16 protein-coding genes are annotated in these 18,826 nt (G+C 59.9%); 12 read left to right on the top strand and 4 right to left on the bottom strand.

All coding sequences use genetic code 11. The annotated features are described in order from the left end of the window. Positions 1–26: 26 nt before the first annotated feature. On the bottom strand, positions 27–2,372 hold the full coding sequence (locus tag ACOI8A_RS21850) for an acylase (RefSeq protein WP_420649872.1): 2,346 nt from the start codon (positions 2,370–2,372) through the stop codon (positions 27–29). 293 nt (positions 2,373–2,665) lie between these two features. Here ACOI8A_RS21850 and ACOI8A_RS21845 point away from each other — a divergent pair, with 293 nt between their 5' ends. Further along, positions 2,666–3,043: a fe2+ zn2+ uptake regulation protein gene (locus tag ACOI8A_RS21845; protein ID WP_420649873.1), complete on the top strand. Its 378-nt coding sequence runs from the start codon at positions 2,666–2,668 to the stop codon at positions 3,041–3,043. Between the two features lie 18 nt (positions 3,044–3,061). On the opposite strand, the gene ACOI8A_RS21840 is transcribed toward ACOI8A_RS21845, so the two are convergent. Continuing rightward, positions 3,062–3,250 (bottom strand): hypothetical protein, encoded by a 189-nt coding sequence (locus tag ACOI8A_RS21840; RefSeq protein ID WP_420649874.1) that lies wholly within the window; start codon positions 3,248–3,250, stop codon positions 3,062–3,064. A 101-nt stretch (positions 3,251–3,351) separates the two neighbouring features. Further along, a complete protein-coding gene (locus ACOI8A_RS21835; protein ID WP_420649875.1) occupies positions 3,352–3,519 on the bottom strand; it encodes a hypothetical protein in 168 nt (55 codons plus the stop codon). A gap of 107 nt (positions 3,520–3,626) precedes the next feature. On the opposite strand from ACOI8A_RS21835, the gene ACOI8A_RS21830 reads away from it, so the two are divergent. The 5 genes from ACOI8A_RS21830 to ACOI8A_RS21810 are packed head-to-tail and all read left to right on the top strand — an operon-like array spanning position 3,627 to position 10,698. Further along, the gene (locus ACOI8A_RS21830; RefSeq protein WP_420649876.1) at positions 3,627–4,874 is read left to right on the top strand and encodes an MFS transporter; all 1,248 of its coding nucleotides are present in this window, start codon (positions 3,627–3,629) and stop codon (positions 4,872–4,874) included. A gap of 14 nt (positions 4,875–4,888) precedes the next feature. After that, the gene (locus ACOI8A_RS21825; protein WP_420649877.1) at positions 4,889–6,019 is read left to right on the top strand and encodes an acyl-protein synthase; all 1,131 of its coding nucleotides are present in this window, start codon (positions 4,889–4,891) and stop codon (positions 6,017–6,019) included. A gap of 1 nt (position 6,020) precedes the next feature. After that, positions 6,021–8,474, top strand: a complete 2,454-nt coding sequence (locus ACOI8A_RS21820; RefSeq protein ID WP_420649878.1) for an acyl-CoA reductase — start codon at positions 6,021–6,023, stop codon at positions 8,472–8,474. Further along, entirely contained in the window at positions 8,471–9,772 is a 1,302-nt protein-coding gene (locus tag ACOI8A_RS21815; protein ID WP_420649879.1) for a phenylacetate--CoA ligase family protein, read from the top strand. Before ACOI8A_RS21820 ends, ACOI8A_RS21815 begins: the two co-directional genes overlap by 4 nt. Then, positions 9,760–10,698, top strand: coding sequence for a GNAT family N-acetyltransferase (locus tag ACOI8A_RS21810; RefSeq protein WP_420651451.1), 939 nt, complete (start codon positions 9,760–9,762; stop codon positions 10,696–10,698). The genes ACOI8A_RS21815 and ACOI8A_RS21810 overlap by 13 nt, the downstream gene beginning before the upstream one ends. 47 nt (positions 10,699–10,745) lie before the next feature. On the opposite strand, the gene ACOI8A_RS21805 is transcribed toward ACOI8A_RS21810, so the two are convergent. Further along, positions 10,746–11,279, bottom strand: a complete 534-nt coding sequence (locus ACOI8A_RS21805; protein ID WP_420649881.1) for a hypothetical protein — start codon at positions 11,277–11,279, stop codon at positions 10,746–10,748. A gap of 381 nt (positions 11,280–11,660) precedes the next feature. Here ACOI8A_RS21805 and ACOI8A_RS21800 point away from each other — a divergent pair, with 381 nt between their 5' ends. The 6 genes from ACOI8A_RS21800 to glgA all read left to right on the top strand — a co-directional run bounded on the left by ACOI8A_RS21800 (position 11,661) and on the right by glgA (position 18,817). Continuing rightward, a complete protein-coding gene (locus ACOI8A_RS21800; protein ID WP_420649882.1) occupies positions 11,661–13,652 on the top strand; it encodes a methyl-accepting chemotaxis protein in 1,992 nt (663 codons plus the stop codon). A 158-nt stretch (positions 13,653–13,810) separates the two neighbouring features. Beyond that, positions 13,811–14,257: a DUF411 domain-containing protein gene (locus ACOI8A_RS21795; RefSeq protein ID WP_420649883.1), complete on the top strand. Its 447-nt coding sequence runs from the start codon at positions 13,811–13,813 to the stop codon at positions 14,255–14,257. Continuing rightward, positions 14,257–14,691 carry a YqaA family protein gene (locus ACOI8A_RS21790; RefSeq protein ID WP_420649884.1) on the top strand — a complete coding sequence of 145 codons (435 nt, stop codon included), beginning with the start codon at positions 14,257–14,259 and terminating at the stop codon, positions 14,689–14,691. Before ACOI8A_RS21795 ends, ACOI8A_RS21790 begins: the two co-directional genes overlap by 1 nt. 86 nt (positions 14,692–14,777) lie before the next feature. Further along, on the top strand, positions 14,778–15,803 hold the full coding sequence (locus ACOI8A_RS21785; protein ID WP_420649885.1) for an alpha/beta fold hydrolase: 1,026 nt from the start codon (positions 14,778–14,780) through the stop codon (positions 15,801–15,803). A gap of 13 nt (positions 15,804–15,816) precedes the next feature. After that, positions 15,817–16,770: a D-2-hydroxyacid dehydrogenase family protein gene (locus ACOI8A_RS21780; protein ID WP_420649886.1), complete on the top strand. Its 954-nt coding sequence runs from the start codon at positions 15,817–15,819 to the stop codon at positions 16,768–16,770. 460 nt (positions 16,771–17,230) lie between these two features. Continuing rightward, positions 17,231–18,817 (top strand): glycogen synthase GlgA, encoded by a 1,587-nt coding sequence (gene glgA, locus ACOI8A_RS21775; RefSeq protein ID WP_420649887.1) that lies wholly within the window; start codon positions 17,231–17,233, stop codon positions 18,815–18,817. Positions 18,818–18,826 lie beyond the last annotated feature (9 nt).

Below are 18,826 nucleotides of genomic sequence, written 5' to 3'. Positions count from 1 at the left end.
GCCTTCTTGCGCAGCTGGTCTAACCGTTACTGACTGACCACCTTCCCCGCTACGTCCGACGCTTCGCGCACGGACTGCACCTGATACTGCGGATCAGCCTTGATCTGCTGTTCGGTGAATGGCAGTACGCTCCACTGCTTGTTCGAGAACGCTTCGGTCTGATCGCGCGAGTACTTCGAGGCCGGATCGCTCGACAGCGAAAACGCCAACAGGCCCTGAGCGTGCGGCCCATCCCTGTCGAACGTCACCACTTGCAGATAACTGGTGCCACTGACCACTTCGAGTTTGCCATCTTCGCGCGGCACGCTCTGGATCGCGTTGTAGATCCCCAGCGTACCCGGACCGCCATGAATCGGCGTTTGCTGGCCGCCGCTGCTGACCACTTGCACATCGCCCCAACGGGTCGTAGGTTTCAAGCCCATTTTTTCGCTCGAAGCGACTGACGCCAGCATCGCTTCGCGCACGGCTTTGGCCACTTCAGGTTTTTCTACCGCCAGCCCGCGCGGGGTGTGTTGCGCATCCTTCGGATCAAACGCCACGCGCCAGACATCAGGGGATTGCTGCAACGTCTGCATGATGCTGTGGAAGTGCATCAGCCCGATTCCCGAATCCAGGTTGGCCCGACCGTCCCAATCCTTGAGGCTCACACACACCGGTTTTACCGCAGGCGCATCCGCGCCCAGATCACCGGCACAGAACTTGAGCAGATCCGGCACCACCTGAGTCGCGAGGTACACCTGATCGTCCATGACCATGTGTTGCAGGTCTTTAACCGACACAGCGCCGTGTTTGCTCAAGACACCCAGTCGATCCAGTGCAAAACGTGAACGCAAGCCCAGCGGCTGGCCTTCCTGGCTGATCAGCGGTGAAAATCCGGTCAACGGCTGCGCCGGGTTGGCCAGCCAGGCCGAGTCGTTGGAGTGCTGCACGAAATCTTTGCGCAGCAGCTGCGGCAACTGGCTGGAGGCGTAGATGCCTTTCTGCGCCGCTTGCGGATCGATGTCCCAGGCACAGGCGCTATTGGAGCCGTCGAGCACGATCATCTCCAGGCCAATACGCGGATCGCTACACTTGGCCAGTTTGTCGGCGCTGACGTTCGGCACCACCGACAGGTTCATGTACAGCGTCTGGCCCTGGTCATCCACTGCCAGGGTGTTGACCCACGGAATGCCCTGAATCTTGTGCACCGAATCCTGCAAATCCTTGAGATTGTTGGCGCGGTTCATCGAGTACCACTGTTTGAGCACGCGGTCGTTATCGAGGTTGGCGTCGCGCAGGCTGTAGGCGTATTGCTTGTCCCAGTCGAGTTTGCCCGGCCACTGCACGATCGGGCCGAACTGTGAACTGTAGATATCACGCGCCATCGGCACGAGCTGGCCGTCGGGCTGTTTGACCTGCACCGTCACGGTTTGCTTGGTCAACGGCAGGGATTTGCCGTCGAGCAGATAATGCGTTGGATCCTTCGGATCAAATTGCAAACGGTACAAGGTGAAATGCTTGGACGAGTCAACCGTATGCGTCCAGGCAACATGCTGGTTGAACCCGATGTTGATCATCGGCAACCCCGGCAACGCCGCACCCATCACATCGAGCTTGCCAGGAATGGTCAGGTGCATCTGATAGAAGCGCATGCCACCGACCCAAGGAAAGTGCGGGTTGGCCAGCAACATGCCGCGGCCGTTGAACGAGCGCTCGCTGCCCACAGCCACCGCGTTGCTGCCCCGGTCCAGTGCAAAGCGTTGCATACGCGCATCAGCCAGCTCATAGGAACGGGTGTGGTTTTGAACCTGAGCGGTCGCCTGCGGTGGCGTTGCCCCCGCCAGTGCTTCGGCGAACTGACCGACACCGCCCTCGACCAGCAGCCGCCGGGTCAGCTTGACCAGATCTTCGGCGGCGATGTCACGTACCCACTCGCCCTGACATTGCTGCGGCAGGCCCTGCTGACGGCGTTCGGCCAGATAGCGGTTGTAACCGGCGGCATAACCTTCCACCAGATCACGCACCTCGACAGGCTGCGCCTGCCAGAAGGCCTGCACCGCTTGCGGGGTGTTGAGCCAGGTGAAAAAAACGTCGCTGACACGGTTTTCGCGTTCTTCAACGGTCAACTGCTCTGGCCCGAAGTAACGTGAACGTTCGCCGTTGACGGTGACGATCTCGTTGGCCAGCAGGCAAAGGTTGTCCTGCGCGTAGGCATAGCCGATGCCAAAGCCAAGGCCGCGTTCGTTTTCAGCGCGGATATGCGGGACGCCGAACGCTGTCCGGCGGATATCCGCGCCGGTCTCGGTGTACGGGTTGAACGCCTGTGCGGACAGACTCAGTCCTAGGAATATGCCGGCTACGGCCACGCCGGTTAACTGTCTGGTATTGATCACGCTCGCTCCTGATGAAGAATGCCGAAGGGCGTGTTGTGCTCAAGTACGAGGGCACGCCGGATCCGTTCTGAAAACACCCACGCGTCCACGCGCCATGAGCCTTCCCAAGAAACGAAGCCGGAAAAAAAAATTTAGCCCCCAGAACCAGGGTTTTACGCCGTGATTACGGAGAAACGACGAATCGGCGACAAATTTTCTACATGTTGCCGTTCATGATTTTGCGAGCTGATTCGTCTTATACCCAGAGAGCAACCAAAAACTTTTCCTGAGCAGGCTCTGAAAGGAGTAATCGCATGTACACCCCACACCTACCAACGGACGGTAGCCAGGCACCGCAAGGGGCTTCAATGGGTTCCAGCGCCAGCGTTTTCAAACATCGGGTCGAACGTCATGGTAATGAGCGCATTCGTGTGCTGCTCAAGAGTTTCGGCCTGCGCACCAGCCTGATCCGGCTGAAAGTCCTCGATGCCTTGCTGGTTGCCGCCGAGGACGAGCGTCGCCTGGGCGTGCGCGGGGTGCATACCCAGTTGCTCGAGCTCGACATTCCGCTGTCGTTTCTCAGCGTGCGTGAAGTACTCAAGCGTCTGTGCGCCGAAGGCGTGATCACCTTCAATGCCGACAAGAGCTACAGCCTGCACCCGCAAGCTGCCGCGGTACTCAACAGCGATTGACGCCTGCGACAGGCGCCGTCAAGGCTTGACCTTGCGGCGCATCACGCCATTGATCACTACCACGATTACCGCCACGCCGATGGCGACGTACTGAAACATCTGCTCAGTGATTTTGCCGGCGTTTTGCAGCCAGGACAGGCCGAGCATGATCGCCAGTACCGTCAGGGCAATCAGAATCGAATATTTCAAGCGTTGCGAGTTGGTCATTACAGGTTCCTGAAACTTGGAAATGTATCCGGTTTGTATCGGCATGCATGCCATGCGCTTACCGTGTTACGGGGATGCGCCGCCGCAAACGGGGTCTCATGTTACAGCCGACGAAGAGCTTTGGCTTCATGCGGCGTTAAATCCGGCAGCAACTGCAAAAAAATGTTTAGCACCTCAAGCTCTGCCTGCATGAATGTGGGCAGGGTTTGTGGCTTCATCATCCCCGGCCTGTAGTCCCATTCGCCCACCTGCGTGCGACTTATGTGCATTGCAACACCAGGCAAACTGAAGACATTTTTCGTCGTACCTGCAGCGTAGGAAAATCCGCGCCTGCGCCCCTACCCTTTGTGCTCCCAATCAAACGACATGGAAGCGTATGCAAAGGACACTGATCACTATCCCGCAGTTACAAACGCTCGGCTTTTGCCTGGCCATCACCTTGTTCGAGTTGCTGACTTATATGGCCAGCGACGTGATCATGCCTGCCATGCTCACGGTCACTGCAGAGTTTGCGGCCGACCCCGCGCATATCCCCAACGCCTTTAACCTTTATCTGATCGGCGGCGTGTGCCTGCAATGGCTGATCGGTCCACTGTCCGATCATTTCGGCCGGCGTCCGCTGCTGTTGATCGGCTGCGCACTCTTCGCGGTGTCCTGTGCAGCCGCGATCGCTGCACCCGGCATCGCAGTGTTCAACGCACTACGACTGGTGCAGGGCATGGGCATCGGATTCGTCGTGGCGGTCAGCTATCCGGCGCTTCAGGAAGTGTTCAGCGAGGCAGATGCCGTGCGCCTGATGGCCCTGCTCGGCAACGTCGCCCTGCTGTCGCCACTGCTCGGCCCTCTGCTCGGCACTCTGTTACTCCAATGGCTGAGCTGGCGTGGACTGTTTCTCGGCTTGGGCCTTGCCGCAGCGACAGTCTGGCTGTGCCTCTACGCCTGCATGCCGGAAACCATCGGCGTCATGCGCCGCGATGGCGGGCAGCAGGCACCGATGCGGTTTTCCGGGCAGGCGTTGCGTCGACGGTACCTGGCGCTGTTGCGCAACCGCCAGTTCCTAGGCGCGTGCCTTGCCCTCGGGCTGATGAGTTTGCCGCTGATAGCCTGGATCGGACTTGCGCCGCTGTTGCTGGTGCAACTGCTGGGCTTGTCCACGCTGGAATATGGCCTGTGGCAAATCCCGATTTTCTCGGCAGTTATCTGCGGCAATCTGATCCTTGACCGTTTACTGGCTTCACGCGAACTGGCGCATTTGATTCGCCTCGCCTTGTGGCCGTTCTGCCTTGGCTTGTTGCTGTTGCTCGGCAGCGCACTGTTCGGCACATCCCTCGGACTGCTGATCAGCGGTCTTGCGGTGTATGCCGTGGGGCTGGGAATGAGCAACGCCGCGCTGTACCGCCTGGCGTTGTTTTCCAGTGATGACAGCAAGGGTTTGGTCTCCGCCGCCGTCGGCATGATTTCGATTGCCGTGATGGGGCTTGGCGGTTCGCTGATTGCAGTCATTGGCGGCGCAACCGGCCTCGAATCCTTTGCGCTGTGCGCCGCACTCAGCGGCCTGTCGAGCCTGCCGCTGCTTTACCGTTTTCTACAGAAAACTTCCCCGCCCATCGCATCTACCAAATAACAACAAGGATTTCCATGACTCAACTCCCCCATAGCGACGCGCTGTGTGCGTTGCCGCATCCCTATTGCCCGGATTCCGTGCCGGAAGGCTTGTTTAACCAGGCTATGGCCGAAATCTGCCGGTTTCACAGCCAGCACACACCAGGTTATGCGCACTGGCTGAAGGCCAATGGACTCGCCGTGCAGGATCTCGACGGCCTCGATGACTGGTCGCGATTACCGCCGATCTATGCCAACTTTTTCAAGCAACAACAAGTGCTCAGCACCGCCGGCCGCGACGCGCTGGAGCTTACCTCGTCCGGCACCAGCGGCCAGCAGAGCCGAATGCGCTACGACGAGCGCAGTCTGCGGGCGGCGCAGTACATGGTGCAGCGGATCTTCGATCATTACGGCTGGGATACCCCGCAGACACCGTGCAACTACTTGCTGCTGAGCTATGAACCGGAAGGCGACATCACTTTGGGCACCTCTTACACGGACCAGTTTCTATGTCGATTCGCGCCGGTCAATCAGGTGGTTTATGCACTGCGGCGCACCGCCAGCGGGCATGAATTCGACGGTTTCGGGGTAATCGCAGCGTTGCAGGCCTTCGCTGCTCAAGGCTTGCCGGTGCGGATCATCGGCTTCCCGGCGTTCCTCTGGCAGGTGCTGCAACGCATGCGCGCCACCGGGGTGGCGGACCTGAAACTGGCGCCTGATTCACTGGCGTTGTTTGGCGGCGGCTGGAAAGACCGTGCCGCGCAAGAAATTCCCCGTCAGCAGTTGTACCAGCGGATGCACCAACAACTGGGCATGGATCTGGCTCGCTGCCGTGACGGTTACGGCGCGGTCGAGCACCCGGTGCCTTATGTCGAATGTGCCAACCATCATTTTCATGTGCCGGTGTATTCGAAGGTTTTCGTGCGTAATCCATCCGACGCAAGCGTTCTGCCGTACGGACAACCGGGGCTTCTCGGTTTTGTCTCGCCGTACATTTCATCCAGTCCCGCACATGCAGTAGTCATGAGCGATCTCGCCACTCTGTACCCGGGCGAAAGTTGCGGTTGCGGCCTGACTGGCGACTGGTTCGAACTGCATGGCCGCGCCGCGACCACGGCGGGCAGAAGTTGCGCGATGGCGGCATCCGAACTGCTGGGGAGACACTGATATGTACCTTATCAACGGCCAACTGCACGACGATTGCAACCTCGAGTCTGTACTCGAGCAGCTGCACCTTGAACTGCCGCAGCATTTGAGTAGCGAGCTAAACAGTACGACCGTGATCACGGCAGTCACCGCCTTCGCTGCGCGACTACAGACAGCAGAAACCGCACTGCCCCTGGATCCGGAACAACGTCTGGCACTGATCGAGTTCTGCCAGCCGCAAGCACTGCTGCGCAAGCTTCGACGCGAGCTGGGAGAGCATCCCGAGTCATTGCGGCGGATCGACTATCGGCAGTCGCGCTTCGAACGCTGGAGTCCGTTGGGACTGGTGGTGCATATCACACCGGGCAATGCCCCGCTGCTGGCATTCTGCGCGGTGGTCGAGGGTCTGCTGGCGGGCAATATCAACTGGCTGCGGCCCAGCAGCAGTGATCGGGGTCTGACCGCGCAACTGCTCCACGCACTGCTGCAGTGCGACCCCAGCGGCCAATTGGCCGGCCACATCGCCGTGCTGCCGACCACCACGAACCAAATCGCCGAACTGTGCAAAATGGCCAACGGCGTATCGGCATGGGGTGGCGAGTCGGCGCTGCAAGCGATACGCCAGCAAATTCCGGCGGGCTGTCGCTGGATTGACTGGGGGCACCGCATCAGTTGCGCGTATCTGACGCCGGACGCAGTCGCGCCCCAGGTGTTGGATAGCGTGGTGGATGAAGTTTGCCGCCTCGATCAGCAAGCCTGTTCCAGCCCGCAGTGGCTGTTGGTGGGCAGCGACGACGAAGCTGTATTGCGCGCAATCGGTGCGGGCCTGGCCGCTGCTTTCGAGCGCCGCGCCGCGCGATGGCCGGCCCTGCTGCCTACGCTTCAGGAAGCCTCGGAAATCACCACCCGCACCGCCCTGGCCAACCTTGCCCGGAGTTTCGCCGGAGTCACCGGTCAAGTCTGGCACGCAGCGGGATGGCGGGTGATCTGGGCGCACGACCGACAACTCGAGCCCTCGCCGCTGTTTCGCACCTTGCTGCTCAAACCGCTGCCGCGGGCACTCATCTGCGGCACTCTGCTGCCCTGGCGCAATGTCCTGCAAAGCTGTGCACTGATCTGCGCCGAGCCAGAATCTGCCGAATTGTCGCGCACGCTGATTGCGGCAGGTATCACCCGCATCACGCCGATCGAGGCGATCCATGACGGCTACGATGGCGAACCCCACGATGGCGTCTACGCCCTGCAACGCTTGAGCCGACGGGTGTCGGTCAGCCTGTCGCCAGCGATATTGCCCCGCCATGCCACACTTGACGCGTTGCCATCAGCGCCCTGCGTCATCGGCCAGCCGATCCTGAGCAAAGAGGCGTTTGCCGCGCACCCGATCAATCCGTCGGCGCAGCTGTACTTCCGCTCCGGTGGCAGCAGCGGCGTGCCAGCGTTGGCGGGCTACAGCTATCGCGACTTCCACCAGCAAATGCGCGCCGCGGCCGACGGTTTGTTTGCCGCCGGTCTCGACCCAGCCCGGGACAGGGTGATGAATCTGTTCTTCTGCGGTGGCTTGTACGGGGGGTTCTTCAGTTTCGCCAAGGTCCTCGAGCAACTGGACGTGACGCATCTGCCGATGGGCGCGCCGGCCGACGACGATTACAGCGAAATTGCCCAACTGATCGTCGATCAACGTGTAACAACGCTGGTCGGTATGCCCAGCACCCTGCACCGCCTGTTTCTCAATGAGGGGCAGCGACTGCGCGACTATGCCGGGGTGGAAAAAATCTTCCTCGGCGGCGAGCACATGGGTGAGCAAAGCCGCCAGTTGATGCACAGCTGCGGCGCCACATTGATTCGCTCGGCGATTTACGGCAGCGTCGATGCCGGCCCGTTGGGCCATGCCTGCACGGCTACAGGTGATGGTGTGTTTCACCTGATGAGCGACGCCCAGCATCTGGAAATCGTCGAGTTCGAGACAGATCAGCCAGTCAGCGGCGATGAAATCGGTCGACTGCTGTTTACATCAATCGCTCGCGAAGGCCAGCACGTTCACCGTTACGACATCGGCGACAGCGGCCGCTGGGTCACGGGCCGATGCGCATGCGGCCTCACATCGCCACGCTTCGAATTGCTGCAACGCCATGGCAAGCTGCTGCGCATCGGCACGGACTTCATCTCTCTGACGGAACTGGCGCAGAACCTGCAAACACCGTTTCAGTTGGTGCTGGATCACGCGGATGACGGACTCGAACGCATGCTGTTGCGCAGCGCAACAGCGCCAGACGAGGTGCATGCGCGACTGCTGAACTACCCGACACTGGCCACGGTGATTCAGACCGGGTTGCTGCGCGTGGACGCTGAAGTCTGCGACGAAGGGCAATTCGCGCGAAATACCCACAGCGGCAAGACACCGCTGGTGATCGATAACCGGCGTCCACCGCGATCCGCACCCGCCAGCCGCACGGTCGCTCTGGAGCAAACGCCATGAACGACTTCATTGAACTGAACGAGCTGCTCGCTTTCGCGCGTGAGCATTCAAGTTTTTACCGCGAGCATTTCACCGGTGTACCCGAACACATACGTTTGCTCAGCGAACTGCCGATCGTCGACCCGGTTGCCTATTGGAAGGACAGTCATGATCTGGACCAGTGGCCAGTGCTGAGTTGCGCGATAAGCAACGCACTGATCTACAAAACCGGAGGCACCACCGGCGAAGGCCGGTTTTCGGTATTCGACCGGGAAGAATGGCGAATGCTGGTGCAAGACTTCGGCAACAGTCTTGCGCAGCAACTGAATGCAGGCGACCGCGTGGCGAACCTGTTCTTTGTAGGCGACCTGTATGCCAGTTTCATATTTGTGCATGATGCCTTGGCACACGCAGGGCCGGGGGTCGTCGAATTTCCGTTTACCGGCATGGTCGAGCCCGCAGTTCTGGCCGAAGCGATTGCGCAGCAACGGATCAATGTGTTGGCCGGCGTACCTGCACAGCTACTGACATTCGCTGCGTGGCTGGATCAACACGACCAGACGCTGTACGGCGTTGAAACCCTGCTCTACGGCGGCGAAAGCCTGTTCCCCGCGCAACTGCAATTGCTCGGCCGGGTCTTCCCCAACGTGCGCGTTGCCTCGATGGGCTACGCCAGCGTCGACGCCGGGTTCCTCGGCGCCAGTCATCTTGATTGCATCCTGGGTGAACACCGAACGCCGGATGGCCACAGCGTTCTGGAGATCATCGACGAGCACACCGGCGAAGTGATTACTGAATGTGATCGCATCGGCATGCTGGTGACGACCAACCTCACGCGGCGCCTGATGCCAATGATCCGCTACCCGGTGGGTGATCGGGCCTGCTGGCGCGAGCCTTGCGCGACGCCCATGCGCAAATTCGCGTTGATGGGCCGCAGCGCTGACAGCCAGCGTGTGCGCGTGGGCATATTGACGCTGCTGATCCGCACGCTTGGCGAGCTCGTGCAGCGCTACACCGGCAGTGTCGACTGGCAATTGGTGATCGAGCAGACCGGGCGCAAAGATGTGCTGAGCGTGAAATGGGCGCCGGTCGGCACCACGCTTACACCTGCCGAGGCCAATCGCGCACTGCGCCAGGCGTTGATCGAACACTACCCACTGATTGACCAACTGCGCGCCGATCAGCTCCTCGATTTGCACACGCAGTGCTGCCCGGTCGAAGCGCTGTCACGCCATCCGCGCTCGGGCAAGCACCGCCAGGTAATCGATCTGCGCGAGTACGACAGTTCGCCTCAGGAGCCTTCATCATGCAAAGCGTGATTCTGAGAAGCTTCCGCAAGAGCGACGCTTCGGCCGTTACCGATTTGTTTCGCAAGGTTTATGGCGACTGTTACGTGCAGCCTCAGGTCTACCTGCCATGCATGATCAACCAGAACCACGCGGCGGGTCGCTGGCACTCACTGGTGGCGGTGGCCGATGATCAGATGCTGGGGCATGCCACGCTCGTTCGCGCCAAGGGGTCGAGTATCGCTGAACTGGCGTTGACCGTGGTTGACCCGGATACCCGCGGCCTGAGCATTGCTACCCGGCTGTCACAGCAACTATTGATTCACGCCCAGGCGCTGGGCTGTCAAGGCGTAACCATCAAGCAGGTCACCCACCATGACTACACGCAACGCATGGCTGCCCGCCTCGGCTTTCACAACATCGGCGTTTTGCCTGACTACGCCCGATCTCCGCATGGCGAGTCGGAGCCGGTGACGCTGGTCATCGGTTATCAACCCATCGACGGTTATCAACGCGCAATTCCGGCGTTGGCCTGGCCCGTGGCGTGTCGCGATTTCATGCTGCGCCAATGCGCAGTATTCGGAACGCAGCCGATCGCGTCGCCATGGATCGGTGCCCCGGTGCATCTCGAACAGAATGCCGACCGTTACGACGGGACTTTCAAGGAGCTGGACGCAAGCCTGCTGTCGCAGCTGCAGCGCTTGCCCTATCACTGGATGATCTCGATCCGGCTCAGACTGGCGCAAGGTTTCGACAGCGCTGAATACGCGTTATCGACGATGGGTTTTGTGTTCACCGGGCTGGCGCCAGATGAGCGGGGTAGAGGATGGCAGGCTTTGTTTCATCGAGGTTTTCAACGACGGGCGCTGGAAATGCACTGCCCGCATATGCAGTATCTGCATGACCGGATGGGCTTCCCGCCATCGTCCGCAGACACGATGCGCCTTGAAGGAAGCTGATCGGAGGACAAGGCCCGTTCCGTCATCGGACGGGCCACAAACCAGCATCAGGCCTTGGCGCTGACGCCCTTGTCGGTAGGCGGAAGGCGCTCGCCACCCTGGCCGTACGTCTTCAGGTTCTGCAGCACATAAATGGCTTTTTTATACTCGGGGATCAACGCGTTGGCGTACTTGTTGCCCTGGATATTGTTGCTCTGGATGTTGTCCAGTTGCGTGGCGAAATACTCCAGCGCGTTGAACTTGGCGTCGATGTCCTTCGGTACGCCGAAGCGATCGAACTTGTCACCGGCATTGAACAGGTTGATCGACGTGATCTCGGAGATCAGGCCGCGGCTGCGCAGCATCTCACTCAATTTGCCCATCTGTTTGGTCGAAACGTTTTCCGGATCAAAACCCCTGATTGCCTTGTGCAACCCCTGCTTGTCCATCTCTGCGGTGTTGATCGCTGTTGGATCGTTACCGACCAAGGCCAGCATTTGCTTGACCTTGAGGTTTTGCGACACCGGTTTGCCGGAAACCGAAGTATCGCGCACCAGCAAACCTGCCTTGGGTTGCCAGGTTCCAGTAAGGCCGATCGTCATGAGCGGGTTCCTTGCGAGAAAGACATGGATATTTCCTTATTGATCGACTGCAAATTGCCGCGAGTATCGGTCGATGAACAGATGGATCCAACTCTTTTCTCATATTTTTTACAAATCTTGTACATTCCGGATACAAACCAGCCTCCCCTAGCAATCATTGACTTTTGTCGGCTCTGACCGGATCACCAGATTGCAGCTTTAAGACCAATGAACCGTCTGGTTAGTCTTCATGTATCGATCTCGATACCCACCACTGGTCTTCAAAGCACTTTTTAGTACTTGAGTACCTCAAGCTTCTTTGCGCCACGACGATAAGTAGTAGAACCCCGCGCTGTTTTCTCTCCGCCGATAATAAGAATCCCTGCTCAAGGACCGGTTTCCATGCCCGCATTCCGCACTATTCAGGCTCGCTACACGCTGTTTCTGGTTCTGTTCATTCTGCTGCTGTCGGTGCTGACGGTGGTTGGCATCAGCCAACTGGTTGCACCCAAGCTGCGCCACACCGAAGAGCAGGTAGTGCTCAACCGCATCGCCGAAGTCGCCGAGCAGATCCAGGGCGAACTGAACAAGGTGCAGTCCCAGCAGCGCAGCATCACCCAGACTGTTCCGCTGCTCGACAGCGCAGCCATCGACACGGTGCTGCCGGGGCTGGTGGATCAGTACGGCGAGCTGAAAGTGTTCGGCGGCGGGATCTGGCCGTTGCCGGGACAGCGCGAGGCCGGGCGCAACAAATTCAGCACGTTCTGGCACCGCGATGCCTCGGGCAAACTGGCAGTCAACACCTTCTGGAACAGCGACGCGGCACCCAACTATTACGATCAGAGCTGGTACAAGGGCGGCATGCAGACCCCGCGCGGTCAGTGCGCCTGGGCCGCCGCTTATAAGGACGACGCCAGCGCCGAACCGCGCACCAACTGCGCCATGGCCATCCAGAAAAACGGCAGCGCGTGGGGCGTGTCGACCATCGACGTCACGCTGGGCTTCTTCAACGACCTGGTGGCGCGCAAGGAAAAAGACCTCAACGCCGAAATGCTCATCGTCGAAGCCGACGGCAAGGTCATCAGTAATAGCTCGCGCATCAGCGGCCCGATCGTCCTGAAAAACATCAGCGAACTCGCCGCCAGTTCGACCTTCGCCAGCCAGGTCAAGGCCGGGCTGCAAAACCGCGATCAGGCGCAGCGTGTCGAATTCGACAATAACGGCGAAGCCAGCACCTTCTTCATGCGTCCGATCGAAGGTACGCCGTGGTTCCTCGCCACCGCCCTGCCGACCCGCCTGATCACCGCTCAGCGCGATGACGTACTGAGCACGCTGAGTCTGTTGCAGATTCCGATGGTGATCCTGCTGGTGCTGTTGCAGCTCTATGCGATCCGCCAACTGGTGCAGCGCATGAAAGCCCTCAAAGCCAACATCGATCTGCTGTCCAGCGGCGACGCCGACCTGACCCGACGCATCACCATTCGCGCCGAAGACGAACTGGGCGCCATTGGCCACTCGGTCAACACCTTCATCGTTTACCTGCAAAACATGATCGGCGAAGTCACCCAGGCCACCGGCGCGATGGCGTCCGGCCTTGACGATCTGCAACGCACCTCGGCGCACACCAGCCAGATCCTGCTGCGCCACGCCTCGGAAACCGACCAGACCGTCACCGCCATCACCGAAATGAGTTCGACCGCCGAAAGCGTCGCGCAGAACGCCGCCGAAACCGCAGCCTTCACCCAGCGCGCCAACGAAAACGCCGACCGCTCGCGGATCGTCGTCGGCGAGGCCTCCAACAGCGTCGTGGCCTTGATCGACGAAGTCGCCGGCGCCACGCGCAAAGTCGAGAGCATGCAGCAGGACGCACAGCGCATCACCGAAATCCTTGGCGTGATCGGCGCCATCGCCGGTCAGACCAACCTGCTGGCGCTGAACGCCGCCATCGAAGCGGCCCGCGCTGGCGAGCAGGGTCGCGGCTTCGCAGTGGTAGCTGACGAAGTACGCGCCCTCGCCGCCCGCACCCAGGCCAGCACCTCGGAAATCAACGAGATGTTGACCCGTTTGACGCAAGGCGTGAGTTCGTCGGTCAGCGCCATGGAAAACACTCAGGTCAGTTGCCAGTCGGCCGCCGACGCAACCGCCCGGGTCAATTCCGGCCTCGACGAAATGGCCGGTTCGGTCAGCCACATCAACAGCCTGAGCACACAGATTGCCACCGCTGCCGAACAGCAAAGCGCGGTGACCGAAGAGATCAACCGCAGCATGGTGCAGATCCGCCACATGGTCGAAGAGCTGGTGCAGAGCGGCCACACCAGCGAACTCAACACCCGTCAGTTGCTCGAAGCCAACAGCCGCGTCAGCGCAATCATGGGGCGTTTCAAGGTTCGCTGACAGATTTGTCATCTGCCACTCAGCGGCCTGTCAGGTTTGATCTACGATCATCCTGGCAGGCCTGCCTTGAATTAACTGGAAACACTCCGTTGAAGCCCGGCAGGAAAATCAGGTCAAAATGCGTTCTTTTCTGACCACATTCAAGCCGAGAGCCCTGTATGCGAAACCCTCTGCGTCTGGTCGCCCTGAGCGCCCTGTTCATTTCCTCCCTGGCGCAAGCCGCCGACCTGATCCCGATTGAAGTCCATCGTGACGCCAATTGCGGCTGCTGCAAAAAGTGGATCAGCCACCTCGAAGCCAACGGCTTCAAGGTCGAGGATCACGTCGAAAGCAACATGAGCGAGTTCAAGCTCAAGCACGGCGTGCCGCCACGTCTGAACTCGTGCCACACCGGAATCATCAACGGCAAATTCGTCGAGGGCCACGTGCCCGCGGAACAAGTCCTCGCCCTGAGCAAGCGTGACGACCTGCTTGGCGTGGCCGCACCGGGCATGCCGATGGGTTCGCCCGGCATGGAAATGGACGGCATGAGCGATGCGTATCAAGTCATCGGTCTGAAAAAGGACGGTACTGACGTGATCGTGGCGGACTACCCGGCGCATTGATGGCGGCGGCTTACACCGGGCTGTTCTTCGCCGCATTTGGGGCCGCGACGTTGCTGCCGCTGCAATCCGAGGCATTGCTGGTCGGTTTGATTGTCAGCGAGCGCTATTGGCTGTGGGGCTTGCTCGCGGTGGCGACATTGGGCAACGTGCTCGGTTCGCTGGTGAACTGGTGGCTGGGGCGCGGGCTGGAGCGGTTCCAGGATCGGCGCTGGTTTCCCGTGAGTGCCGACCACATGCAGCGAGCACGCAAGCACTATCAGCGCTACGGACATTGGACGCTGCTGCTCAGTTGGCTGCCGGTGATCGGTGATCCACTGACGCTGGTTGCGGGCGTGATGCGCGAGCCGCTATGGCGTTTTCTGTTGATCGTCACGCTGGCCAAAGGTGCACGCTATACCGTGGTAGCGATGCTCACGCTCGGCTGGCTCGGTTGAACGTTCGGGCGCGGGTATTGCCTGTGGTTAACGTCGCCATAATCCGGCCGATCAAGCATCGGTCGATTTCCTACGGAGTTGCCCCTATGTCTGTGTCGCTTTCCCGCTGGCTGCCCGGCCTGCTCCTGACCGCAACTCTGCCGCTGGTTGCGCATGCCGAAGACGCGCAATACGGCCCGGAACTGCAAGGTTTCGACTATCCCTACACCCTCAAACATTTTGAATTTCAATCCCAGGGCAAATCCCTGCAAATGGGCTACATGGACGTCGCCGCCGATGGCAAGGCCAATGGTCGTTCGGTAGTTCTGATGCACGGCAAGAACTTCTGCGGCGCGACCTGGGACAGTTCGATCAAAGCCCTGAGCGAGGCCGGTTACCGGGTGATCGCACCGGATCAGATCGGTTTCTGTAGCTCCAGCAAGCCCGAGCACTATCAGTACAGCTTCCAGCAACTGGCGACCAACACCCAGCAATTGCTCAAAGCGCTGGGTATCCAGAAAGCCACCTTGCTCGGCCATTCCACAGGCGGCATGCTCGCCACCCGCTATGCGCTGCAATACCCGGATCAGGTCGACCAGTTGGCGCTGGTCAACCCGATCGGTCTGGAAGACTGGAAAGCCCTCGGCGTGCCGTATCGCACCGTAGACCAGTGGTATCAGCGTGAACTGAAAGTCACCGCCGAAGGCATCCGCGACTACGAACGCACAACTTATTACGACGGCCGCTGGAAACCTGAATTCGACCGCTGGGTAGACATGCTCGCGGGTCTGAGCAACGGCCCGGGCAAGACGCAAGTCGCATGGAACTCGGCGCTGATCTACGACATGATTTTCACCCAGCCGGTGTACTACGAGTTCAAAGACCTGAAAATGCCGACCCTGCTGTTGATCGGCACCTCCGATACCACGGCCATCGGCAAGGACATCGCGCCGCCTGAGGTAAAGGCGAAGATCGGGCATTACGAAGTGCTCGGCAAGCAGGTAGCGAAGCTGATTCCACATTCGACGCTGGTGGAATTCCCCGGAATGGGCCACGCCCCGCAGATGGAAGAACCGGCCAAATTCCACCAGGCATTGCTCGGCTGGCTGGCGCAAAACAAACTCGCTCCTTGATGAGGTAAGGCTGATGGCGTTGCAAATCGCAGTGATCGATGACTGGCAGGACGTGGCTCGCGATGTGGTCGACTGGTCGGTGCTGGACAGCCTGGGCGAAGTGAGTTTTGTGCATGAGTATCCGGCGGACAACGCCACACTGGCCGAACGTCTGGCACGCTTCGAAGTGATCTGCGTGATGCGCGAGCGCACCCGGTTCGATGAGGATTTGCTCAAGCGACTACCGAACCTGAAGTTGCTGGTCACCGGCGGCATGCGCAACGCCGCGCTGGACATGCCAGCCGCTGCGAAGCTGGGCATCCGCATCTGCGGCACCGACAGCTACAAGCACGCCGCTCCCGAACTGACCTGGGCGCTGATCATGGCCGCCACCCGCAACCTGGTGACCGAGGCCAATGCCCTGCGCGACGGCCAGTGGCAGCAAGGTCTGGGTGGCGACCTGCACGGCAAGACCCTGGGGATCCTCGGGCTGGGCAGCATTGGCCAGCGGGTTGCGCAGTTCGGGCAGGTGTTCGGCATGCGCGTGATTGCCTGGAGCGAAAACCTTACCGCCGAACGCGCGTCCGAGGTCGGCGTTACTTATGTCAGCAAGCAGCAACTGTTCGAACAAGCCGATGTGTTATCGGTGCATCTAGTGCTCAGCGAGCGCAGCCGTGGGCTGGTTGATGCTCAGGCCTTGGGCTGGATGAAACCCACTGCGCTGCTGGTCAACACCGCACGCGGGCCGATTGTCGATGAAGCGGCGTTGATCAAGGCGTTACAGAAACAACAGATCGGCGGCGCGGCACTCGATGTGTTTGATCAGGAGCCGCTGCCGTCGCTGCATCCCTTCCGCACGCTGGAGAATGTCTTGGCGACGCCGCATGTGGGCTATGTCAGCCGGCAAAACTATGAGTTGTTCTTTTCGCAGATGATCGAAGATGTTCAGGCTTGGTCAGCTGGAAAGCCGATTCGACTACTGAACTGACTCTCCGCACCGCAACAGTGCACCCGGGCGCCTGCCGCGCCCGAAATGGTGACTGACCAGTCACCGTTTTGAATCGCCCGCCTCTGAAAACCTGCACTTCGTCGGTGCGTACCCCCGCTACAACCCGCGATTTACCTGACGCTGAAACAGATTGTCGAACAATTCGTCCGATTGCCCTCGCCCGCTCTAGGATCTGGCCTAGACTGCTTTTCGCGGGGCGAAATCTCGCCGTCACATAGCAGAAAATTAATCGAAACTTTTGCTGAAGGCGGCGGGTCATCTGAAAGGCAAGGCCAACGCGAGTGGTTCAACTTTTGCAATGGCCTCCTCACCCATTCTGCTTGCACGTGTTGGGTAGCGTTTGCTCACCGATGCGTGGCGCGTTTGCGCCCGGCCACAGGACTTGGCCATGGTCATCGGGTGTTCCAGACAAGAATCAGATCAACGACGGGAGATTCATATGATCAGCGTGGCATTGGATATTCAGGGAGAGCGTGTGCAGCAGTCGATCGGTGAATCGACCACAGTGAGCGTTCCCGGCACCCGGACAATCAACGTCCCGGGTACCAAGCCACTGACGCCGGTAATCCGCCAGAATCCCAACAAGAAGAAAGTTTTGTTCGTTACCTCGGAAATCGCCGACCTGGTGAAAACCGGCGGTCTGGGTGACGTTTCTGCCGCCCTGCCCCGGGCCATGGCGCACCTGCATGATGTAAGAGTGCTGATCCCCGGCTACCCGCAGGTGATGAACAGCGAAAACCCGATTCATATTATCGGCGAGCTGGGCGGGCATGCCGCCTTGCCACCCTGCAAGATCGGGCGCATGGACATGCCTGATGGTCTGGTCATATATGTGCTGATCTGCCCCGAACTCTACGAGCGCGAGGGTTCACCTTACGGCGCCAACAACGGTCGCGACTGGCCGGACAACCACATTCGTTTCGCCCGTCTCGGTCTGGCCGCTGCCGATATCGCCGCCAACCTCGCACAAATTCACTGGTGCCCGGATCTGGTGCACGCCCATGACTGGCCGGCCGGCCTGGCGCCTGCTTACATGCACTGGCGCGGGCAACGCACTCCGACTTTGTTCACCATTCACAACCTCGCCTATCAAGGCGTGACCAGCCTCGGTTCGTGCCCGGAACTCGGCATTCCCAACCATGCCCTGCAACAGGAAGGCATGGAGTTCTACGGCAAGATGTCGTTCCTCAAGGCTGGCATGGCCTATTCGAGCCACATCACCACGGTCAGTGCCACCTATGCGCAGGAAATCACCACCCCGGATTTCGGCTGCGGCCTCGACGGTTTTCTCGCCGCCAAGACCCAGCAAGGTTTGCTCAGCGGTATTCCGAATGGCATCGATGAGAGCTGGGATGCAGCTACTGATCCGCACTTGTTTGCGCCATTCGCCATTGGTGACTGGGAAGGCAAAGCGGTCAACGCCGCGCATGTGCGGCAGTTGTTCGGCCTGAAAGATTCCACCGGCCCGCTGTTCGCCGTGGTCTCGCGTCTGGTTTACCAGAAAGGTCTGGATCTGACCGAAGCAGTGTCTGAGTACATCGTGCAGAACGGTGGCCAGATCGCAATCATCGGTCGCGGAGAGCCAGAGGAAGAACAAGCCATGCGCGAACTGGCGCTGCGCTTCCCCGGCCAGATCGGCGTGCGCATCGGCTTCAATGAAACCGACGCCCGACGCATGTTCGCCGGCAGCGATTTCCTGTTGATGCCATCACGTTACGAACCTTGCGGCCTGAGCCAGATGTACGCCCAGCGTTTCGGCTCGTTGCCGGTGGCACGCAATACCGGCGGCCTGGCTGACACCATCGAAAATGGCGTCACCGGTTTCCTCTTCGACGAATCCACTGCCGACAGTTACCGCGAGGCCCTGAGCCGCGCATTCAAAGTCTTCGCTTATCCCGAACTGCTCAACGCCATGCGTTGCCGGGCGATGGCTGCACCGTTCAATTGGTCCAAAGCGGTCGAACCCTACGCTGAACTTTACGAACAACTGGTCGCCAAGGCGCTAGGTAAAGCCAGCCACAGATAAACAGAGAGA

Source organism: Pseudomonas sp. P4795, assembly GCF_048822895.1.
Classification (GTDB): Bacteria; Pseudomonadota; Gammaproteobacteria; order Pseudomonadales; family Pseudomonadaceae; genus Aquipseudomonas.
The sequence above is the reverse complement of the archived record's forward strand: the minus strand, read 5'-3'. Positions and strand labels throughout refer to the sequence as shown.

What these genes read in the sequence shown, in the direction of transcription:
- ACOI8A_RS21845 (WP_420649873.1), top strand. Translation starts at nt 2,666, where the DNA reads ATGTACACCCCACACCTACCAACGGACGGTAGCCAGGCACCGCAAGGG.
- ACOI8A_RS21840 (WP_420649874.1), bottom strand. Translation starts at nt 3,250, where the DNA reads ATGACCAACTCGCAACGCTTGAAATATTCGATTCTGATTGCCCTGACG.
- ACOI8A_RS21835 (WP_420649875.1), bottom strand. Translation starts at nt 3,519, where the DNA reads ATGCACATAAGTCGCACGCAGGTGGGCGAATGGGACTACAGGCCGGGG.
- ACOI8A_RS21830 (WP_420649876.1), top strand. Translation starts at nt 3,627, where the DNA reads ATGCAAAGGACACTGATCACTATCCCGCAGTTACAAACGCTCGGCTTT.
- ACOI8A_RS21825 (WP_420649877.1), top strand. Translation starts at nt 4,889, where the DNA reads ATGACTCAACTCCCCCATAGCGACGCGCTGTGTGCGTTGCCGCATCCC.
- ACOI8A_RS21820 (WP_420649878.1), top strand. Translation starts at nt 6,021, where the DNA reads ATGTACCTTATCAACGGCCAACTGCACGACGATTGCAACCTCGAGTCT.
- ACOI8A_RS21815 (WP_420649879.1), top strand. Translation starts at nt 8,471, where the DNA reads ATGAACGACTTCATTGAACTGAACGAGCTGCTCGCTTTCGCGCGTGAG.
- ACOI8A_RS21810 (WP_420651451.1), top strand. Translation starts at nt 9,760, where the DNA reads ATGCAAAGCGTGATTCTGAGAAGCTTCCGCAAGAGCGACGCTTCGGCC.
- ACOI8A_RS21805 (WP_420649881.1), bottom strand. Translation starts at nt 11,279, where the DNA reads ATGACGATCGGCCTTACTGGAACCTGGCAACCCAAGGCAGGTTTGCTG.
- ACOI8A_RS21800 (WP_420649882.1), top strand. Translation starts at nt 11,661, where the DNA reads ATGCCCGCATTCCGCACTATTCAGGCTCGCTACACGCTGTTTCTGGTT.
- ACOI8A_RS21795 (WP_420649883.1), top strand. Translation starts at nt 13,811, where the DNA reads ATGCGAAACCCTCTGCGTCTGGTCGCCCTGAGCGCCCTGTTCATTTCC.
- ACOI8A_RS21790 (WP_420649884.1), top strand. Translation starts at nt 14,257, where the DNA reads ATGGCGGCGGCTTACACCGGGCTGTTCTTCGCCGCATTTGGGGCCGCG.
- ACOI8A_RS21785 (WP_420649885.1), top strand. Translation starts at nt 14,778, where the DNA reads ATGTCTGTGTCGCTTTCCCGCTGGCTGCCCGGCCTGCTCCTGACCGCA.
- ACOI8A_RS21780 (WP_420649886.1), top strand. Translation starts at nt 15,817, where the DNA reads ATGGCGTTGCAAATCGCAGTGATCGATGACTGGCAGGACGTGGCTCGC.
- glgA (WP_420649887.1), top strand. Translation starts at nt 17,231, where the DNA reads ATGATCAGCGTGGCATTGGATATTCAGGGAGAGCGTGTGCAGCAGTCG.